Raw genomic sequence first — 19,433 nt, 5'->3', positions numbered from 1 at the left:
AAGCTTAGTGTAATTGAAGGTATTATTCCTGTACTTAGTTCGCTAAAAATTTGCAAACTTACCATTGGCTTTTTCATTTTAGCTACTATGATTAAATAGGGGCTGTATGAAATATAATCGAAATAAAGTAGATATTGGTCACTACATGTCTAAAACTAATATCCACTTACGTGATGACAATGTGAAAATAGCTTTTGGTGATGAATTTGATATAACTGACGTGCTAAAAAATAACCAGGTTGAAATTTTATATCATCAAAAAAATTATATCTTTAATATGGATGTTTTAGATGGCGCTATTATTGCGTTAAGTCATTAGACTCGCTGAATAATATCTTATGGGTGAAAGTAATCCTATGGTTAGGTGTGTCAAATTTCATACACATATCGAGTAACACCAAGCGCTATTAAGCTGAACTCTCAATTTAAATCCACATAGTTTGCTCAATCACACCATTGGTTTTCCTAATATTATGTAGTATTGAGTTGTACAATCGATAATATTGAAAGAAAATAAGTAACTTTCTACTAGTGAGGTTTTTGTTTTGAGTAATAACGTTTACCATCGTATTTATCAAAATAATGTCCCAATAAGTGGTGATTAATTTGGCTACTATCATCATTGACTAACAAGTTTCTTTCTGCAACATAAGTCGATTGCAATGATTGGTCAACTAAAACATGATACCAAGGTCTATCTTTTGGTGGACGACTAGTTGCCATATTTTCATACCAATACTCGCTATGGCTAAATACAGCATCTATACCAACAATGACCCCTCGATAATTGAACCTGTTGTGATAAATTATTTGTCCGATATAAAATTTTGCCGGCATGAGTTGCTATATCCCCTTAGTGATCACTTTTGACCAAAGGTACGAAGCTTACTGGCAATACCTTGCTTTGCTTAAGCACACCTTGGTCATCTTTTTCTAATAAAGTTAATTGCTGATTTCCATATTGGTCATTGACTGGGATAATCATAATACCACCAGGTTTTAACTGGGTAAGTAACTTAGCTGGAATATCACCGCCAGCGGTTACTATAATACTGTCAAAAGGTGCCTGCTCAGGCCAACCTTGATAACCATCGCCAGTGCGTATAGTAACATTGTTGTAGCTTAGGGATTTAAGTGTAATTTCAGCATGTTGTGCCAATTCAGGTATAATTTCCATACTAAATACCTTGGCGACTAGACTAGATAATACCGCTGCTTGATAGCCTGAACCGGTACCTATTTCCAACACAGTATGACTAGCCTGAGGATTAATCAGCTGGGTCATTATAGCAACAATAAAGGGTTGAGATATGGTTTGATTATGTGCGATAGGCAACGGCCTGTTGTCGTAAGCATATTGTTGGAGGTGCTTAGGAACAAACTCATGCCTAGGTGTATTATCTATAGCAGCAAGAATGTCAGGTCTTAGCTGAGAAATGCCGGTATAGATAGCTGTTCTTTTGGTATCACTGATAATTAGCTTTAGCATCTCATTACGCAAATACTGCACTGACTCACTAGGGTCATCTAAAATAGAAAATGACACGAATGCAATTATGAGCAATAGTATAATTCGTTTAACCATAGCTATTACTCCCTACTGGGAGTGACGATATATTAATTATAGTATAATTACAAAATTGTACTTTTTATTGAACGAGAGTGACTTTATTGATTACTCCATATGGAAAAAAATCTGACGCGAATGTCTATAGGACACAGACTTGCCGTAAAATCTATCTAACTATGTGCCCCTTACCGCCATAGAATGACTAAATTTATGTCCGCTGTATGATCGGAAAGTTGACGTTTGATATTTTGACTAACCTTATTCCGCTCTGCGTACGGAAGGGACTGTTTTTTTTATAAAATAAAATATCAAAACACAAACTCAATAGCTAATGGGCAAGCCACATTCGAAACATTGGGATATTAAGTGGAAATAGTGACTCGGATTGAATTTTGTATTAACAACACCGTTTAGTGGGAACGGTTAACTCTTTACGAAATACAAAAAAACGAGAAATATAATGATATTAAGGTGTATCAATTATTCCCGTCCCCCTGTCTTTCGAAGCATTTAAAGCAAGTGAATAACTTTGTTCACAACAAACACAATATTAATGAAAGATTTCACTACTAAAACGCAAGTGCTTACTATTTGCAGCTATGGTTTCAAAATCTTCATGATTAATACGTAATAATTTTCGGTGATCACCTGCTTCAAGATAAACATAATCTAGTTGATCTAATAACTCGTCGCATATCATGTGCATATTAAAAGCATCGCCTACGGGCGGAATAGCACCATGTTCACAGTCACTAAACATCCGATAGACTTCTTTTTCTTTAAGTAAGTTGTAACTGCCCATCAGCTCATCATTAATAGCAGATAAGTTTATTTTATTTTTAGCTGGTAATACGGCCATCAATTTTCTATCTTCATGATCTTTTAAAATAACAGCTTTTGCTATTTGGTTCAGAGGAATCTTCGCCATAATAGCACTACCGATAGAGCTTGCGCTGTGATCATGTTCAATTACTTGAAAAGATATATTCTGTGCGGTTAAATAGGAGTCAAGTCGGCTAGAAATAGTCATAGTAACCTCCACGTTATATTTGATCCATCTCAAGTATAGACTGTAAATGCTTTTTAACCAAAGACTGTCAAATGGTGTGAGTAACTAAAGTTAAAAATAAGCTAAATGGATTGAATTTCAATGTGATCACACAGCCTGTGGCATTAGTTAACTCTTCCATTCAAACCCAAAAGGTCTGCTACTTAGCCAAGAACTCCAATACCGCGGAGCGGTTTAGTTCTTTGGCTAGGAGCCGAAGTATTCATTTAATCACTCGATGTTTCCCTTTTGCGCACGAAGATCATATTTATCTGTGGCAAACCTAATGCTATTCAGTGGTCACAGCAAATGCAATTAGGTGGCGAAGTTGAATGATAATAACTGGCACTTCTAATGCAATTGGGGGGCAAAACTGATGTAATTGTCCATTTAATCCTGATGTTGTTTTAATGGCATATGATCTACCAAAGCTTAACGGCATTGAGGTGACAAAAGCACTTCGTAAAGCTGGGAATAAAACCCCTGTAGTTGCTTACACTCATGTTAATGACAAAAAAACACTAAAGCGCTGGATACCTCTAGGGCTTAGTGGTTACATTATTAAACCGTCCAAAAAAAGCATTATTATAAGAAGTATTACTAAAGCGTTGAAAGAGCCTATTAATCCCATTTATATTAATAAAGAATCAGACAAAGAATGGATTCAATGGATACCTGAGTACTCGGTTAGTAATAAAGACATGGATGAGCAACATAAAGTACTATTTACCATGATAAATGAGTTTTTCACCAAGACAGTAAACCCGAAGTAATTAAAAACTTAATTGCTTATATGAATTTACACTTCGAAACGGAAGAAAATTTATTAAGACAAATTAACTACCCGAAAACAGCAAAGCATACAAAGCAGCATAATGAATTAAGATCTAAATTTCATTTATTAGAACAAAAACTTGATAATTACACGATAGATTTACATCACAAAATATCGACCTTTCTCTATAACTGGTTGACTTTACATATATTGAAATCTGACATGGAATACAAGTCTTATGCACGATCTATCGAAGAAACAAGTTTTAGCCATTATGACATTTGAAGTCTACGTTTCCATGCTTCAACAATTTATAGTAACTAAGATTGAATGGTTCACCTTTAATCTAGAGCAAAGATAATATGACACAATTTCTTTGGGATTTACGCTTAAAACTTGTCGAAAATCTAGTGTAGAGTTTTTTGCTGATAACTTCTGTTTAGCGCACTGTGAAGCAACCCCAATACAATTACGTGAACGACTGTGATGGTGGCTCAGGAGCCAGTCAAGGTGACGGTCAATCTGTGAACACTCATATTGCTTGAGATGATCAGCCAACAGTGAGATTCTCGTACATCAAATAGTTACATTATATAGTGGGATTGTCGTTACTTGTTTTGAATGATTTTGTTGTTATATAGTAGTCGAGTAAATGTCATAAATGTAAGGTATGCTCTCTTACAAAAGTTACATTTTTTCAAAGAGCTATGACTATAATAACGAAGCTATAAATTTTGTTAAGGGGCCAATGTTTTGCTCTACACTTGCCGCTTCTAATGCCTCCATATACTCACTTCTTCGCTCTACTGGCACAACAGTCCATGAGTAACCACCTGCGGCCATCATTAAGTTCATTATGAATCGTCCCATTCGGCCATTTCCGTCAAAATAGGGATGAATATAAACAAAAATAAAATGCCCCAATACAATTCGAACCGCAGGGTTTTCTTCTTCCATTAACAAATCGAAAAGTGCAGGCATCATATCCCTAACTGCCGCTTTGGTTGGCGGTGTATGTTTTGATTTTCTAATATACACTGGCCCTGTTCGATAGCCTGCTAAATCTGACTGTTTTATAATACCAGCGGCAACACTTGGGCCTAATAAAGCTAAGTACCAATCCGCATGAGTAGCTTCGAATACTTCACCAGGGTTTTCACCATTAAGTACACGTTCAACGGCTAGCTTTACTTGTTGAAAGGCATCCCAATAACCTTTCGCAGCCATTGCATCTAAATGCTTTCTACTATCATCAGATTGTTCAGGGTTCCAGTTACCTGAACGTACATGTTCAATTAACTCATGTGTCACTCGATAGCCTTCAATGGATAGCGAGTGGTAAGCATCGGTAACAAACTTGTCTTCGACTTCAGCCAAGTAATTCTGAACATTTATTTTAGCGTCAGGTACATCAGGAAAATGGGCAATCACATCTGTTCGCATACTTTGCCACAGTAAACGCAGTCGATTTACGTAAGGAGAAACCTCACTGCGACCAAAGATTATGTGTGTTTCATCTTCAAATGGGTCAACCTCTTTTACCTTAAAATCAGCTACATCCATGCCTTTAATGATGTTATTGGCAATTAAGTCTCTACCAATGTTACGAAATGCCCCAGCCAAACGGCCTGCACTGGCAACATGACCACCATCAAGCAATACACTTAACACTTCTGAGGCATCTCTCACCATTGAAAGTAGCGTTCTCATTTGAATGGGCTTTTGTGCAAAGGTATTTTTAGCACAATGCACTAAACTTGCTCCCAAGCCATATACTCTCAAACCATCGACTATTGTTAACTGTGCTTGCTCTGGCATCACTGAGCGAATATCGAATACCGAAGTATTGTGAAGTAAAGCCGTTGGTTTATTTCGACCTTTAGGCGAGCGTACTAATAACTGAGGTGGAACAGTTTTATCACCAATATGAATTTGTATTGATTGCTCTGGTGATAAACACCAATTCTGCTCAAGTCGCTCATCTAAATACGCCCCACAAAAATCCCAAAAAGACGTATACCAGGCGGTACTATCGCCTTGTTGTTCATCTGGGCTTGAAGGAATATACCAACCTCGCATTACTTCTTTAATAAAGCCATGCTTGGTCAAGCGTTCTCTATCGGTGCGCTCAAGCATTTTCGATTGCACAGCAATAATACCGCTATCTTGCAATAGCTTTAATTGCTCTAGCGAATATGCGAGCTTTTCTGAAACTTGATTCATGTTAACACCGTTAGCTTTTGCTGAAATTACTTGTTAGCTTTTAGTGTAGTTCATAATTAGCTTTTAATGCAACCATCTATTAGCTTTTAATGTGGAACTAATAACACTTATAGCATGACAATCCTTATCTATGCTTACTTAAAGCTATAAATCGTCATTGAATCTAAGGTCTACTTTACCTGTTCAAAAATTAATTTAGCTCTAACTCTCTATGTCTCTATACTGTGGCAATAGTGACATGCGATCTCTGTTACTGTCTGAAAACATCATAGGTAGTGTTGATTAATACGTATAACATTTTACTATTTTGAAACTTTACTTGCTAAAAAAACGATCTTACTATTTAATTAATCAAGTGATTAGTTAAATGATAAAATAGGTTTTACTATGAAAAATTCAGCATTAGCTAAAGGGCGCCCGGTAAACCCTGATAAACAAGCGATGCAAAAAGCGAAGCTATTGGCATCGGCAGAACAGCTGCTTGCTGAAAAATCGTTCGCGAATATAACGATAAGAGAACTTGCTCAACATTCAGGTGTTAACTCTGCCATGATTAGTTATTATTTCACTAATAAAGAAGGGCTGTTTGTTGCTTTATTAGATGAGATGTCGACCAAGCATTTTACTGTTATGCAAGCTATTACCCAGTCAGCGGATCCTATTAAAACCTTTATAGAAACTATCTTGTCGATGTTAAACAATAACCATGGTTTAGCGCGTTTAATTCATCATGAATTTTTATCGGGCAATTCAGCAGGTAATTCAAGTGGTAGCTCAACGTTAAGTGATATTTTTATTGATCGCTTTCCTAAAAAAATGGCAAGTTTCATTCCTCAACTTGTCAAAAATAACACCTCAATCAAAGACGGTCGTAAAGCCAAGTACGCTGCATTTTCGCTAGTCACAATGCTTATTACGCCCTTTATTCATAAGTCTATTCGGCAACAAGCATGGCAAATTAGTGATGAAGAATTGCAAAGCCCCTTATGGGCAGAGCATATCCATCAACAATTTATGTTTGGTTGTAATTCACCTTCAATTACACAACCTGAAGTGCTGCATAGTACTGGCGTTCAGAGTAAGGAAAACTTGTCATGAGTTTTATAGGAAAAATAAAAATGTGGCTAAAAACAAAAGTGGCTTTCCCTGTTATCGCAATTGCAGGACTGGTGTTGATGTTTTTGATAGTAAAGTTACAGCCGGATATGAAGCATAACCCTGTTACTAGTTTAATTACTCCCGTTAATTATATAAAAGTAGTATCTCATCTTATTAAGCCTGAAATTATTGGTTACGGTGTTGTGAAGCCAGACATGACATTACAAGCGAAAGCTGAAGTGTCGGGACGTGTTACTTATATTCACCCTAAACTTAAAAAAGGGGAAATATTTTCGCAAGGCACCTTGTTATTAACCATTGATGATAAAGATTATTTATTGCAGTTGAAGCAGGCGCAAGCAGATTTATTAGTGAATAAAGCAAACTTGCAAGAAATGACGTTAACCATTGAAAATAATGAATTAGAGCGATTACTGGCCCTAGAAAAATTACAAGTAAGAAACGCAGAATACGCCCGAATGTTGAAACTGAGTAAAACAGGCGTGGTTTCCAAATCATCCTTAAATGGTGAAAAACAAAATTTATTGAAACAAAAACAAGAAGTACAACAGCTTGAAAATAAAAAAACGATATTACCCTCAACGTTAGCGGTAATGAAAGCCCAGCTTGAAATATCTAAAGCTAAATTAGAAAAAAGCCAACGAGACTTAGCGCGTACACAAATTCCCATGCCATTTAATGGCAGAATCAGTGAGGTTTACACTGAGTTAAATCAATATGTTAGTGCAGGTGGCCTATCAAGTTCAGGACAACTATTTGATGCTTTTACCCTTAATAAAGTCATTATTAATGCGCAGTTCCCGTTAGAGCAATTTCGACTTTTTGCTCAAAACTTTAACAAAGACGCTTTTGAGAATAAACAACAGGCCCCAAACATGAAAGACGTATTACAGTCTTTAGGTTTGACCGTTATGGTGCAAGATCCCCGTGGGCTTTTTAAAGCTTGGCCGGCAACAGTAGAGCGCTTTAGTGATAATTTAGATGCCAAAAGTCGCACTGTTGGCATTATGGTTAGCGTGAGTGATAGTTATAAAGAAGTATTGCCCGGTACTAGACCACCTTTACTTGAAGGTATGTACATGAAAGTTATATTAGCAGGGAAACCCAAAAACATGCTGATATTGCCGCGCTTTGCTTTACATAACAAACAAGTCTTTATTATCGATGAAATGAATTTACTACAGCGAGTTGACCTTGATAAATTGCAATATCATGGTGACTTATTACTAGTAGACTCGACAAAAGAGCAAACAATAAAAGCTAATGACAAAGTTATTATCTCAGATGTTTTTCCTGCGGTTAATGGCATGGAAGTGACGCCGATACTTGATGATATTGTCACTAAACAAATGATGTTGTGGTTAGGGGAAGAATCAACACCTACTCTTTCATCACATGCTAGCTCTCCACCTACCAGTAACGCTGGAGCTAAATAATGATCCGCTTTTTTTCGGCACATCCAACGGCAGCTAATTTATTAATGATGGTGCTGTTAGTGATTGGCTTAATTACATTACCGCAAATAAAGCGTGAAACTTTTCCTAAGGTAGAAGCGTATTCAGTACAAATACAAGTACCATATCCCGGAGCAACACCATTGGATGTTGAGCAAGGTATTTGTTTAACATTAGAGGATGCGCTTGATGGTATTAGTTTTGTAGAAGAGAAAGTCTGCCAAGCAAGGCAAAGCGTTGGCATCATGACAGTGAAGATGTTTGAGCAAGGTGATTTTTCTAAATTTCTAGACGATGTTAACAGTGCGGTTGATGGCATTAGCGATTTTCCCACTGAGGCAGAACAAGCGATTGTTAGTGAAGTAGGGCGTGTGCAAAATGTGATTTCTATCGCGCTGACCGCTGATATTCCCCGTGCAGAATTAAAAACCTTAGCAGAGCAAATAAAGCAACGCCTATTACGTCATCCTAATATTCCACTTGTTGATATTCAAGGTTTTTCAGACCGTCAATTACTGGTTGAAGTACCCAGTTATAACATCAGACGATACGGACTTAGCTTGCAAGACATTGCTAATATTATTGCCAATCAAGATGTTGATTTACCTGTTGGTACCATTGAAACGCATTTTCAAGAAACCCAATTACGCTTTTCAGATGAAAGAAGAACGGTTAGCGATCTAGCGAGTATTGTAGTGATGAGTGGTGAAAATGGTAATGATGTACTGCTTGGTGATGTTGCCACTATTATTGATACCTTTGAACTGCCTGAAGATAAGCTAACCTTTGCGGGCAAAGAGGCTGCCATTTTATCGGTTAGTAAAAATACCACGGATGATAGTTTACGTGTGTTAGAAGCCGTGGAGGAAATGCTAATAGTAGAGCGTGCTAAATTACCTAAAGAGATTGATTTAGTGCTCACCCAAGATGCCACCAGTATTGTTAAAGACAGAATTAGTTTATTGACTACTAATGCGTGGCAAGGGCTTATTTTAGTGTTTGGCGTGATGTGGTTATTTTTTACCTTTCGTTATGCTTTTTGGGTGGTGATGGGCTTACCGGTTTCATTTATTGCGAGCATGTACTTTTTAAATGTTTTTGGTATCTCTATAAACATGTTTTCTATGGTGGCGTTATTGCTGTCGTTAGGCATATTAATGGATGATGCGATTGTTATTTCTGAATCTATTGGCAGTCAAATAAAAAAAGGTTTATCACCTTTATCGGCATCAATAGAAGGGACTAAAATTGTGGCCCGAGGGGTAATATCTTCATTTTTAACAACGGCGTGTATCTTTACCGGCTTAATTTTTATTGAAGGTGATTTAGGGCAAGTGTTAAAAGTTATTCCTATTGTCTTACTTACCGTGATTAGTGTTTCTTTGATTGAAGCATTTCTAATTCTCCCTCATCATTTAAATCATTCGTTGTCTCATGCAAAGGATAAAACGGTTTCTAAATTTCGGATCAAGTTTGAAGAAAAGTTTGAACACTTTAGAGAAAAAGTTGGTGATCTGGTCGAGTTACTCATTCGTTTTCGTTATGCATTTTTGGGCAGTGTAGTCGCCTTGTTTTTATTTTCTATTAGCATGTTAGTATCGGGTGTTTTAAAGTTTTCTGCTTTCCCAAATATCGAAGGCGATATGGTACAGGCACGAGTACTAATGCCATCAGGTACGCCTTTAAAGCAAACCGAGGCGGTAGTGCAGCAATTACTGAAAGCGTTAGATAAAAGCTCTGATCATTTTCAACAACAGGAACAACTAATTAAGGCAATTAGTGTTAGTTACAATGAAAATGAAGATGCTTATGAATTGGGACCACATCTAGCAACCATTAAGGTTGATTTACTTACCGCAGAGTCACGCCAAACCAGTACCCAGCCCTTTATTAATTATTGGCGAGAAAGCACCGGTGTTATTGCAAGGGCAAAATCTATTTCTTTTAAAGAGCCTGTTATTGGTCCTAGCGGTAAAGCCATCGAAATTCGACTTAACGGGGATGATTTCACTCAATTATCACAAGCCTCATTTGACTTACAAACGTGGCTTTCAGGTTATGACGGTGTTGACAATATTTTTGATGATTTAAGACCCGGTAAACCTGAGTTTTCAATTACCTTAAAAGCTGGGGCGTCAAACTTAGGTATTGATGCACAAACTATTGCTAGCCAAATGCGCAGCGCCTTTCAAGGGGTTAAAGTATTAGAAACCAATGTTGGTTTAAATACTTTTGAGGTGACGGTGAAACTGGATGCTTCTTCGAGAGATGAATTTCAAGATTTTGATACCTTTTCAATTATACATCCACAAACTAAAGCGATTATTCCCTTATCAAGTGTTGCTAATATTGAACCCTCAAGAGGTTATGCGCGTATCAGCCGAGTGAATAATCAACGCAGTGTTACTGTTTATGGCGATATTGATGTCGATAAAAATAACACTAAGAAAGTACTTGCTGATATTACTGCACGTTGGTTGCCGCACTTTAACCAGCGTTACCCAGAATTAACGCTAAGCTTTGAGGGTGAAATAAAAAATGCGGGCACCACGCAATTGTCTATGATGAGAGCTTTTGTGGTTGGCTTGTTTGGCGTATTTATATTGTTGTCATTTCAATTTAAAAGTTACCTTGAACCATTTGTCGTTTTAGTGGCTATTCCTTTAGCGATGATTGGTGTTGTTTGGGGGCATTTAGCGATGGGGTTACAATTTACTATGCCTTCAATGATGGGCTTTATTTCACTGGCAGGCATTGTCGTTAATGATTCAATATTGTTAGTTGAGTTTGTTAAAAAACGCGTAAAAACAGGATTGACGGTTCATGAAGCGGCGGCAAAAGCGAGTCATGACCGTTTTAGGGCTGTACTACTAACGTCAATCACAACTATTGCGGGTATGACACCGCTGTTGTTCGAGACGAGTACGCAAGCGCAAATTTTAATCCCTTTAGCAACCAGTATTGTTTTTGGTATAGCCACTTCCACATTATTAGTACTTTTTGTTATCCCATGTCTTTACTGTGTATTGGAAGATTTTGGTGTAGCTAAAGCGAATGAACCTGAACCTTCTCGTATAGAAGAAACAAATAAAAAACTAAATGCATAACAAATCGGAGAATAAATATGTTCATCAAGAAAAAACGGCTACTTGCCACTTCGTTAGTAATTTTAACAACAGCCAACTTTTCAATGGCAAATGATGCAGTTAGTTCGGATGCCGTGATTGCTGATACCGTAAAAGAAAAGGCCGCGGAAGGTAGCCTCAAATTAGTGATGCGAGGTTTATTAAAGGATACCCAACAATTAACGGCGGCAATGCTTAATGAAGACTTTACGTTGATAGCTGCTAAAGCAAAGATTATAGCGGATCACCCAAAACCGAGTATGGCTACTCGCAAGAAAATCATGAAAACTTTGGGAGCTGATATGGCTAAGTTTAAGGCAAATGATGATGTCGTTCATAATGCGGCTGTAGAGATAGTAACAAATGCCGAACAAAAAAATATCAATGGTGTTGGTGAAAATTTTAAAAAAATGATCGGCGGATGTTTATCCTGTCATAGTACGTTTAAAAATAGAGTGTCAGAGATTTTAAAATAACCAGAAGGGGTAGTAGACCTTTAAAAAAGTATGGTTATTCCTATTGTTTGAGTCATAGTAATAAAATGTTCTTAAAATTACCTATTATAAGCAACGCAAAAATTAATTGGCTCATGATATACTTCAGATAATTCATCCTTGTATAGAAAAATATTCATGCTACCCCGTATTGATCATCAAACGCATCTTTCTCCTCTTTATGAAAGCTTTGTCGCTTCACTGAAAAAGAATAGTTTCACTGGCGATATAAATGCTAGTTACAGTGCACGTTTATCGGTTGCTACTGATAATAGTGTTTATCAGCAATTACCCAAACTGGTGATTCATCCGCGTACCAGACAAGACATTGTTATATTAACCAAAACCGCAAATGAAGATCAATATAGCGAAATAAAATTTAGCGCACGTGGCGGTGGTACGGGAACTAATGGTCAAAGTTTAACACCAGGTATTATTGTTGATTTGTCTAAGTACATGAATAAAGTGCTTGAAATTAATGTGCAAGAAAAATGGGTAAAAGTTGAAGCGGGTGTTATTAAAGATCAACTGAATGACTATTTACGCCCTCATGGTTTTTTCTTTGCGCCTGATTTATCCACGTCTAATCGCGCTACTGTTGGTGGCATGATAAATACTGATGCATCAGGACAGGGCTCTTTAGTTTATGGAAAGACCTCTAATCATGTTTTAGCTCTTGAGTCAGTTTTAGCTAATGGCGATATACTCAATACAGCGCCGATGACGATTGCTCAGGCGCAATCATTAGCGAATGAAGATAGTAGACATGGAAAAATAACGAAGCAAGTTCTTGCGTCAAGTCTTGATAATCGCCAACTTATTTTGGAAAAATTCCCACGTTTAAATCGATTCCTAACAGGTTATGACTTAGAAAATGTTTTACAAGATGACGAAAACACGTTCGATCTAAGCCGTTTAATCACTGGCTCAGAAGGTTCATTGGCGTTTGTTTGTCAGGCAAAACTTAATATAACGCCCGTTAGCCCAGCTAAAACACTTATCAACATTAAATATGACAGTTTTGATTCAGCATTACGCCACTCACCCTTTTTAGTTAGCGCTAAAGCAACATCGGTTGAAACTATTGATAGCAAAGTATTGAACTTAGCTAAGCAAGATGTTGTTTGGCATAGCGTCAGTGATTTAATCACTGACGTGCCTGACAAGGTAATGGATGGTATTAATATTGTTGAATTTAATGGCACCAGTGTTGAAGCATTAGCTGAGCAAGTTAAGCTGTTAACAAAAGGGTTAGATGAAACTATTGCCAGTAATAACAGTGGTGGGGTTATTGGTTATCAAGTGACTTCTGATTTAAGTAGCATAAATAAACTGTATGCGATGCGTAAAAAAGCCGTGGGCTTATTAGGGAACACTGATGGTAATCAAAAACCGCTAGCGTTTGCAGAAGATACCGCGGTGCCACCTGAGAATTTAGCTGATTATATTAGCGAATTTCGAGCGTTACTTGATGGTTACAACTTGCATTACGGCATGTTTGGTCATGTTGATGCTGGCGTATTACATGTGCGACCAGCGCTGGATATGTGCGATCCAGAGCAAGAAAAACTATTAAGAACACTTTCTGATGAAGTGGTGAAACTTACCGCCAAATATGGCGGTTTAATGTGGGGAGAGCACGGTAAAGGTTACCGCTCTGAATATGGCCCAGAGTTTTTTGGTGAGCAATTATTTAACGAGCTTAGAAAAATTAAATCGGTATTTGATCCACTAAATAAAATGAACCCGGGTAAGATTTGTACTCCAATAGATTCTACCGAGCAATTAGTCAGTGTTGATGACACTAAACGTGGCTTCTATGACAGACAAATTCCCGTGACAGTAAAAGAGTCTTTCACTGCCGCGATGGATTGTAACGGTAACGGTTTATGCTTCAACTATGATGCTAATAGCCCTATGTGCCCGTCGAGCAAAATAACGAAAGATAGACGTCATTCCCCTAAAGGGCGAGCAGGTTTAATGCGTGAATGGTTACGTTTATTAGAAAAGCAGGGCGTAGACATTTTAGCGCTTGAGCAAGATATTAATCAATCTAAAGGACTGTGGTCAGTCAAAAAAGTGCTTGATAGCAGCATTGCTAAATTCAAGATAGCTTTCTTAACTAAAGATGATAATAAAGACGACTTTTCTCACGAAGTTATGGAAGCCATGCAAGGGTGTTTAGCGTGTAAAGCTTGTGCCAGTCAGTGTCCAATAAAGGTTGATGTACCTGACTTTAGAAGTCGCTTTATTAATCTGTATCACTCACGTTACCCTCGACCATTAAAAGATCATCTGGTTGCTAATGTTGAAATTTTAGCACCGCTCATGGCAAAAGCACCAAAACTGGTTAACAGTATTTTAAGCTTAAAAGCTTATGATACCTTGTCTGAAAAAACCATTGGTTATGTTAATACACCATTGCTTAGCGTTCCGACGTTGAAAGAACAGATCAAACAGGAAGGTTATTCGGGTTTTGATTTGGCTAAACTACAGAGTTTGTCTGACAAGCAACGTGAAGGTTATGTGCTAATTGTTCAAGATCCTTTCACTTCATTCTATGATGCTAATACAGTACAGAGCATGATGGCATTAATTAGAAAATTAGGCTTAGAGCCAATATTATTACCGTTCAAGCCTAATGGTAAAGCACAACACGTTAAAGGATTCTTGAAGCGTTTTGCTAAAACTTCAAAATCGAGCAGTGATTTTTTAAATAAGTTAGCACAGTTAAATATACCTATGGTGGGAATGGATGCATCCATGGTGCTTTGTTATCGTGATGAGTATGCGAAAACATTAGGCGATAATCGTGGTGATTTTGAGGTGTTGTTAGCACATGAGTGGTTATTGTCGTTTATCAAAAAAGACACGAAACTTGATCTTAACGCTAACATCAATGTAAATGATAAACAGCAGGTTTTTAAACTCTTTTCGCATTGCACCGAAAAAACAGCCTTAGTGAATAGTGAAAATGAATGGTTAGACATTTTTAATTATTTTGGTTTATCTCTTGAAAAAGTCAGTGTGGGTTGCTGTGGCATGGCAGGTACATATGGTCATGAAAAATCTAATTTAGAAAACTCAAAAGGATTATTTGATTTAAGTTGGCAACCTAAATTAGCTGAACTTGATGCGGTACAAATTTTAGCTACTGGTTTTTCTTGTCGCTCTCAAGTAAAAAGGTTAACTGAATTAAAAGCAAGACACCCTGTTGAGGCGTTGCTTGCTGTATTGACGTAATTTTGATGTAGCGCAAATAATAGTTAAGGTGACAGGCGTATAGTTTTTTATAGGAATTAATTGAAAAAAATTTTATTATGCCTGAACAAACCTTGATTAAATTGTTGAAAGTATCAATAGCTGTTGGTTTATCTCTATTGGCGCTTGGCATCTACTTACATAATTTTAGTCATTATATGGAATCATTAGGCGTTACAGGCATCATTATTAGTGCTGTTTGTATCGCTTTTGGTTTGATTTTCTCATTGCCTACTAAAATGTATCTTACCTTTCTTTTAGTCAAACGCGAAGCTGACTTACAAATGAATGAAAAAGAAAAACAGCTTACATCACAAGAAAAAACCTCACAACCAGTGTCGAACCCCCCTGAGTAATAAAATAATTGTAAGATAAATCACTAGTATTTATTAATAAGCACTATTTACCCTACATATTCCTAGAATATCGTGTAAAATCATCCCCATTTTTATTATTAAAATCAGTCTCGTTTTAGAGGAAGTCATGAGTTTAGATACCACCGTCATAGATAGCATTGTTGCACAGGCCGAAGTTGCCATTGCTGATGCCACAGATCCAAATGCGCTTGATCAAGTACGCGTTAATTTTTTAGGGAAAAAAGGTTTATTTACTGAGCAAATGAAAGGCTTGGGTAAATTACCAAAAGAAGAAAAGCCTAAAATGGGTCAAGTTATTAATATTGCCAAACAAGCAGTGCAAAAATTACTAACTGCCCGTGGCGAGTTGTTGCGCGCTGAAGAAATTGCTCAAAAACTTGCGGCAGAATCTATTGATGTTACTTTGCCTGGTCGTGGTACGTCATTGGGTGGCTTACATCCAGTGTCTCGTACTATTGCACGTATAGAAAGTTTTTTTGGTGATTTAGGCTTTGAAGTTAAAGCAGGTCCTGAAGTAGAAGATGACTATCATAATTTTGATGCCTTGAATATTCCAGAGCACCATCCAGCAAGACAAGATCATGACACATTCTATTTTAATCCTAAATTAGTTTTACGTACGCAAACCTCTGGTGTGCAAATACGTACTATGGAAGTTGAAAAGCCACCATTACGTATTATCTCTCCAGGTAAAGTTTACCGTAACGATTATGACCAAACTCATACACCTATGTTTCATCAAGTTGAAGGCTTGATGGTAGATAAAGATGTTAGTTTCACGCATCTTAAAGGTATTTTGCATGACTTCTTACATCATTTCTTCGAAGAAGAAGTAGAAATTCGTTTCCGTCCATCATATTTCCCTTTCACTGAACCGTCAGCAGAAGTAGATATTATGGGTAAAAATGGTAAATGGTTAGAGGTACTTGGTTGTGGCATGGTTCACCCAAATGTACTTAAAAGCGTAGGAATAGACCCAGAAATTTATACAGGTTTTGCTTTTGGTATGGGCGTAGAGCGCTTAACTATGCTGCGATATGGCGTAAATGATTTACGTGCATTCTTTGAAAATGATCTTCGCTTCTTAAAACAGTTCAAGTAGGAAACCACAAATGAAATTTAGTGAATCTTGGTTACGTGAGTGGGTAAATCCTGCACTTTCATCTGATGAATTAGCTCATCAAATTACTATGGCTGGCCTTGAAGTAGACGGCGTTGATCCGGTTGCTGGTGAGTTTACTGGCGTTATTGTTGGTGAAGTTGTTGAATGTGGTCCACATCCTGATGCAGATAAACTGCAAGTAACAAAAATTAGTTTAGGCGATTATAGTTCTAGTACGGTAGAAAAAGGCGAATTGGTTGATATTGTCTGTGGTGCCAAAAACTGCCGATTAGGCTTGAAAGTAGCCGTTGCTACTGTTGGTGCAGTATTACCAGGTGATTTTAAAATTAAGAAAGCAAAATTACGTGGTGTTTCATCTTTTGGTATGTTGTGTAGTGAATCTGAAATTGGTTTAGCCGATGACTCAGATGGCATTATGGAATTAGCTAATGATGCGCCTTTAGGTACTTGTGTACGTGAATATTTAGATTTAAATGACGTTACCATTGATGTTGATTTAACGGCTAACCGTGGTGATTGTCTAGGTCTTAAAGGCCTAGCGCGTGAAGTAGGTGTGTTGAATTCTTTAGAAGTTACTGAACCAATAATCACAGCTACAGCACCAACGATTGATGATGCAATTACGATTAATATTGACGCTAACGAAGCATGTCCTCGGTACTTAGGTCGTGTTATCAAGGGAATTAACCCTAATGCAACGACGCCACTATGGATGGTAGAAAAACTGCGTCGTTGCGGTACACGTTCAATAGACCCTGTTGTTGATGTAACTAACTACATATTGCTTGAATTGGGGCATCCTATGCATGCTTTCGATTTGGCAAAGCTAGAGGGGGGCATTAACGTACGTTTCGCTAATAAAGACGAAAAATTAACATTATTAGATGAAAACGAAGTCACATTAAAAGAAGGTACGTTAGTTATTGCTGATACTGGTGTTGAAGGTAACGGCAAAGCATTAGCCATGGCCGGTATTTTTGGTGGCCTTGAGTCAGGTGTTACGAACAACTCCACTGATATATTTTTAGAAAGTGCATTTTTTACACCATTAGCTATCTTAGGTAAAGCACGTCAATATGGCTTGCACACGGATGCTTCACATCGATATGAACGTGGAATTGATCCAACGTTACAGCATGATGCGATAGAACGAGCGACTGAATTATTACTCGCTATTGTTGGTGGGCAAGCAGGTCCGGTTGTTGAAGCAAAATCTGATGCAGACATTCCGCAAACAAAAGACGTGAGCTTACGTCGTAAAATGTTAGATCGTCGTATTGGTCATCATATTGAAGATGCACAAGTCAGTGAAATTCTCACTCGTCTTGGTTTTGATGTGAGTGAGCAGGACTCAGGCAGTGATAAAGTATGGCAAGTGGTAGTGCCTGCTTATCGTTTTGATATTAAAATAGAAGTAGATTTAATCGAAGAAGTTGCTCGTATATTTGGTTATAACAATATTCCTAATGTTGCGCCAAAAGCAACGTTAAAAATGGTTAAGCAACAAGAAGCAAACATCAGTGTTGATAAACTTAAACAAACGTTAGTCAACCGAGATTATCAAGAAGCGATCACCTACAGTTTTGTTGATCCGAAAATCCAAAGTTTATTGCATCCGGGTGAAGCCGTCATGACTTTGCCGCATCCTATTTCTTCAGAAATGTCGGTAATGCGTTTAAGCTTTTTCACCGGTTTATTACAATCAGTTGTTTATAACCAAAACCGTCAGCAATCGAGAGTACGTTTATTTGAATGTGGATTACGCTTTGTACCTGATGAGTCAGCTGAAAATGGTGTACGTCAACAAAATATGATTGCCGGCGTTATTGGTGGTAACCGTACTGATGAGCACTGGAGTATCGAAAAAGCAGCGGCCGATTTTTATGATATTAAAGGTGATGTTGAAGCACTTCTTTCACTAACAACTGATGCAACAAGTTATGACTTTTCACAAGCAGAGATTGCGTCATTACACCCAGGGCAAACAGCACAAATTACTCGTAGTGGTATTTTAGTCGGTTATGTTGGAGCCTTACATCCTGAATTAGAACGAAAAATAGGGCTTAATGGACGAACATTAATTTTTGAACTTTTATTATCAGAAATATTAGTTCAGAAAATCCCTGAAGCCTGTGATATATCTCGCTTTCCTGCAAATAGAAGAGACCTTGCAGTAGTGGTTAAAGAGGATGTTGATGCAAAAAAAGTGTTACAACTTATTGAAAAGGTTGGCGGAAATCATTTAATTGATCTAAACTTGTTTGATGTATACCAAGGTCAAGGTATTGAAGACGGTTATAAAAGTCTTGCTATTGCCCTAGTATTACAAGATACAAACAAAACGCTTGAAGACAAAGAAATCACGGATGTTATCAATCGAGTTGTTGAAACCTTAAAAACTGAGTTAAATGCATCACTGAGGGACTAAGCAATGGCGCTTACCAAAGCAGAAGTAGCAGAACATTTATTTGAGAAAGTTGGGCTGAGCAAGCGCGACGCAAAAGAAATGGTTGAGATATTTTTTGAAGATATTCGTGAAACCTTAGAAAGTGGTGAACAAGTTAAACTTTCTGGTTTTGGTAATTTTGATTTACGTGTAAAAAGTGAACGCCCAGGCCGTAACCCTAAAACAGGTGAAGATATTCCAATTTCTGCCCGTAAAGTGGTCACCTTTAGACCAGGACAAAAATTGAAAAGCCGTGTTGAAGGCGGTAATAGCGATTAGTGTGTAGGGCTAACTAATTACTTGTATAGATTTTACTAGTTACGATCAAAAATAAATGAAACTATTTAGCTTGTTTTATAAGCAAGCCTATAACTCTTTATCCTGATGTTGTTGTTCAGGAATTGATTGTTCAGTTAAG

Annotated in this window: 15 protein-coding genes and 1 pseudogene; 12 read left to right on the top strand and 4 right to left on the bottom strand. The window is 37.4% G+C overall.

What is annotated here, in order from left to right:
• Positions 1–106: 106 nt before the first annotated feature.
• Entirely contained in the window at positions 107–319 is a 213-nt protein-coding gene (locus DWA31_RS14910; RefSeq protein ID WP_114327366.1) for a hypothetical protein, read from the top strand.
• 209 nt (positions 320–528) lie between these two features.
• On the opposite strand, the gene hspQ is transcribed toward DWA31_RS14910, so the two are convergent.
• The 3 genes from hspQ to DWA31_RS14895 all read right to left on the bottom strand — a co-directional run bounded on the left by hspQ (position 529) and on the right by DWA31_RS14895 (position 2,600).
• A complete protein-coding gene (gene hspQ, locus DWA31_RS14905; protein WP_114327365.1) occupies positions 529–837 on the bottom strand; it encodes a heat shock protein HspQ in 309 nt (102 codons plus the stop codon).
• Between the two features lie 16 nt (positions 838–853).
• A complete protein-coding gene (locus DWA31_RS14900; RefSeq protein WP_245942637.1) occupies positions 854–1,585 on the bottom strand; it encodes a protein-L-isoaspartate(D-aspartate) O-methyltransferase in 732 nt (243 codons plus the stop codon).
• A gap of 535 nt (positions 1,586–2,120) precedes the next feature.
• Positions 2,121–2,600 (bottom strand): aminoacyl-tRNA deacylase, encoded by a 480-nt coding sequence (locus DWA31_RS14895; RefSeq protein ID WP_114327364.1) that lies wholly within the window; start codon positions 2,598–2,600, stop codon positions 2,121–2,123.
• Positions 2,601–3,022: 422 nt separating this feature from the next.
• Between DWA31_RS14895 and DWA31_RS14890 the strand changes: the two are divergent.
• Both DWA31_RS14890 and DWA31_RS14885 read left to right on the top strand, forming a co-directional pair.
• Positions 3,023–3,391 (top strand): annotated as a pseudogene (locus DWA31_RS14890) (response regulator); the annotation flags it as partial.
• A 20-nt stretch (positions 3,392–3,411) separates the two neighbouring features.
• Positions 3,412–3,678, top strand: coding sequence for a bacteriohemerythrin (locus tag DWA31_RS14885; protein ID WP_114327362.1), 267 nt, complete (start codon positions 3,412–3,414; stop codon positions 3,676–3,678).
• 426 nt (positions 3,679–4,104) lie between these two features.
• Here the strand turns inward: DWA31_RS14885 and DWA31_RS14880 are convergent, their stop codons facing one another.
• Positions 4,105–5,616, bottom strand: a complete 1,512-nt coding sequence (locus DWA31_RS14880) for a Fic family protein (protein WP_114327361.1) — start codon at positions 5,614–5,616, stop codon at positions 4,105–4,107.
• Between the two features lie 387 nt (positions 5,617–6,003).
• Here DWA31_RS14880 and DWA31_RS14875 point away from each other — a divergent pair, with 387 nt between their 5' ends.
• From DWA31_RS14875 to DWA31_RS14835, 9 genes are all read left to right on the top strand, one after another.
• Positions 6,004–6,714, top strand: coding sequence for a TetR/AcrR family transcriptional regulator (locus DWA31_RS14875; RefSeq protein ID WP_114327360.1), 711 nt, complete (start codon positions 6,004–6,006; stop codon positions 6,712–6,714).
• Entirely contained in the window at positions 6,711–8,171 is a 1,461-nt protein-coding gene (locus DWA31_RS14870; RefSeq protein ID WP_114327359.1) for an efflux RND transporter periplasmic adaptor subunit, read from the top strand. Before DWA31_RS14875 ends, DWA31_RS14870 begins: the two co-directional genes overlap by 4 nt.
• A complete protein-coding gene (locus DWA31_RS14865; protein ID WP_114327358.1) occupies positions 8,171–11,296 on the top strand; it encodes an efflux RND transporter permease subunit in 3,126 nt (1,041 codons plus the stop codon). Before DWA31_RS14870 ends, DWA31_RS14865 begins: the two co-directional genes overlap by 1 nt.
• Positions 11,297–11,313: 17 nt before the next feature.
• Positions 11,314–11,790, top strand: coding sequence for a cytochrome c (locus DWA31_RS14860; protein WP_114327357.1), 477 nt, complete (start codon positions 11,314–11,316; stop codon positions 11,788–11,790).
• A 156-nt stretch (positions 11,791–11,946) separates the two neighbouring features.
• Positions 11,947–15,051, top strand: coding sequence for a D-2-hydroxyglutarate dehydrogenase YdiJ (gene ydiJ / locus DWA31_RS14855; protein ID WP_114327356.1), 3,105 nt, complete (start codon positions 11,947–11,949; stop codon positions 15,049–15,051).
• 77 nt (positions 15,052–15,128) lie between these two features.
• Positions 15,129–15,425 (top strand): hypothetical protein, encoded by a 297-nt coding sequence (locus tag DWA31_RS14850; RefSeq protein ID WP_114327355.1) that lies wholly within the window; start codon positions 15,129–15,131, stop codon positions 15,423–15,425.
• A 127-nt stretch (positions 15,426–15,552) separates the two neighbouring features.
• Entirely contained in the window at positions 15,553–16,548 is a 996-nt protein-coding gene (gene pheS, locus DWA31_RS14845; protein ID WP_114327354.1) for a phenylalanine--tRNA ligase subunit alpha, read from the top strand.
• Positions 16,549–16,558: 10 nt separating this feature from the next.
• Entirely contained in the window at positions 16,559–18,997 is a 2,439-nt protein-coding gene (gene pheT / locus DWA31_RS14840; RefSeq protein ID WP_114327353.1) for a phenylalanine--tRNA ligase subunit beta, read from the top strand.
• A 3-nt stretch (positions 18,998–19,000) separates the two neighbouring features.
• Positions 19,001–19,294, top strand: coding sequence for an integration host factor subunit alpha (locus DWA31_RS14835; protein ID WP_114327352.1), 294 nt, complete (start codon positions 19,001–19,003; stop codon positions 19,292–19,294).
• Positions 19,295–19,433: the final 139 nt, after the last annotated feature.

Source organism: Candidatus Colwellia aromaticivorans (genome assembly GCF_003333305.1).
Classification (GTDB): domain Bacteria; phylum Pseudomonadota; class Gammaproteobacteria; order Enterobacterales; family Alteromonadaceae; genus Colwellia; species Colwellia aromaticivorans.
Note: the sequence above shows the minus strand (reverse complement) of the source record. Positions and strands in the feature narration are given on the sequence as shown.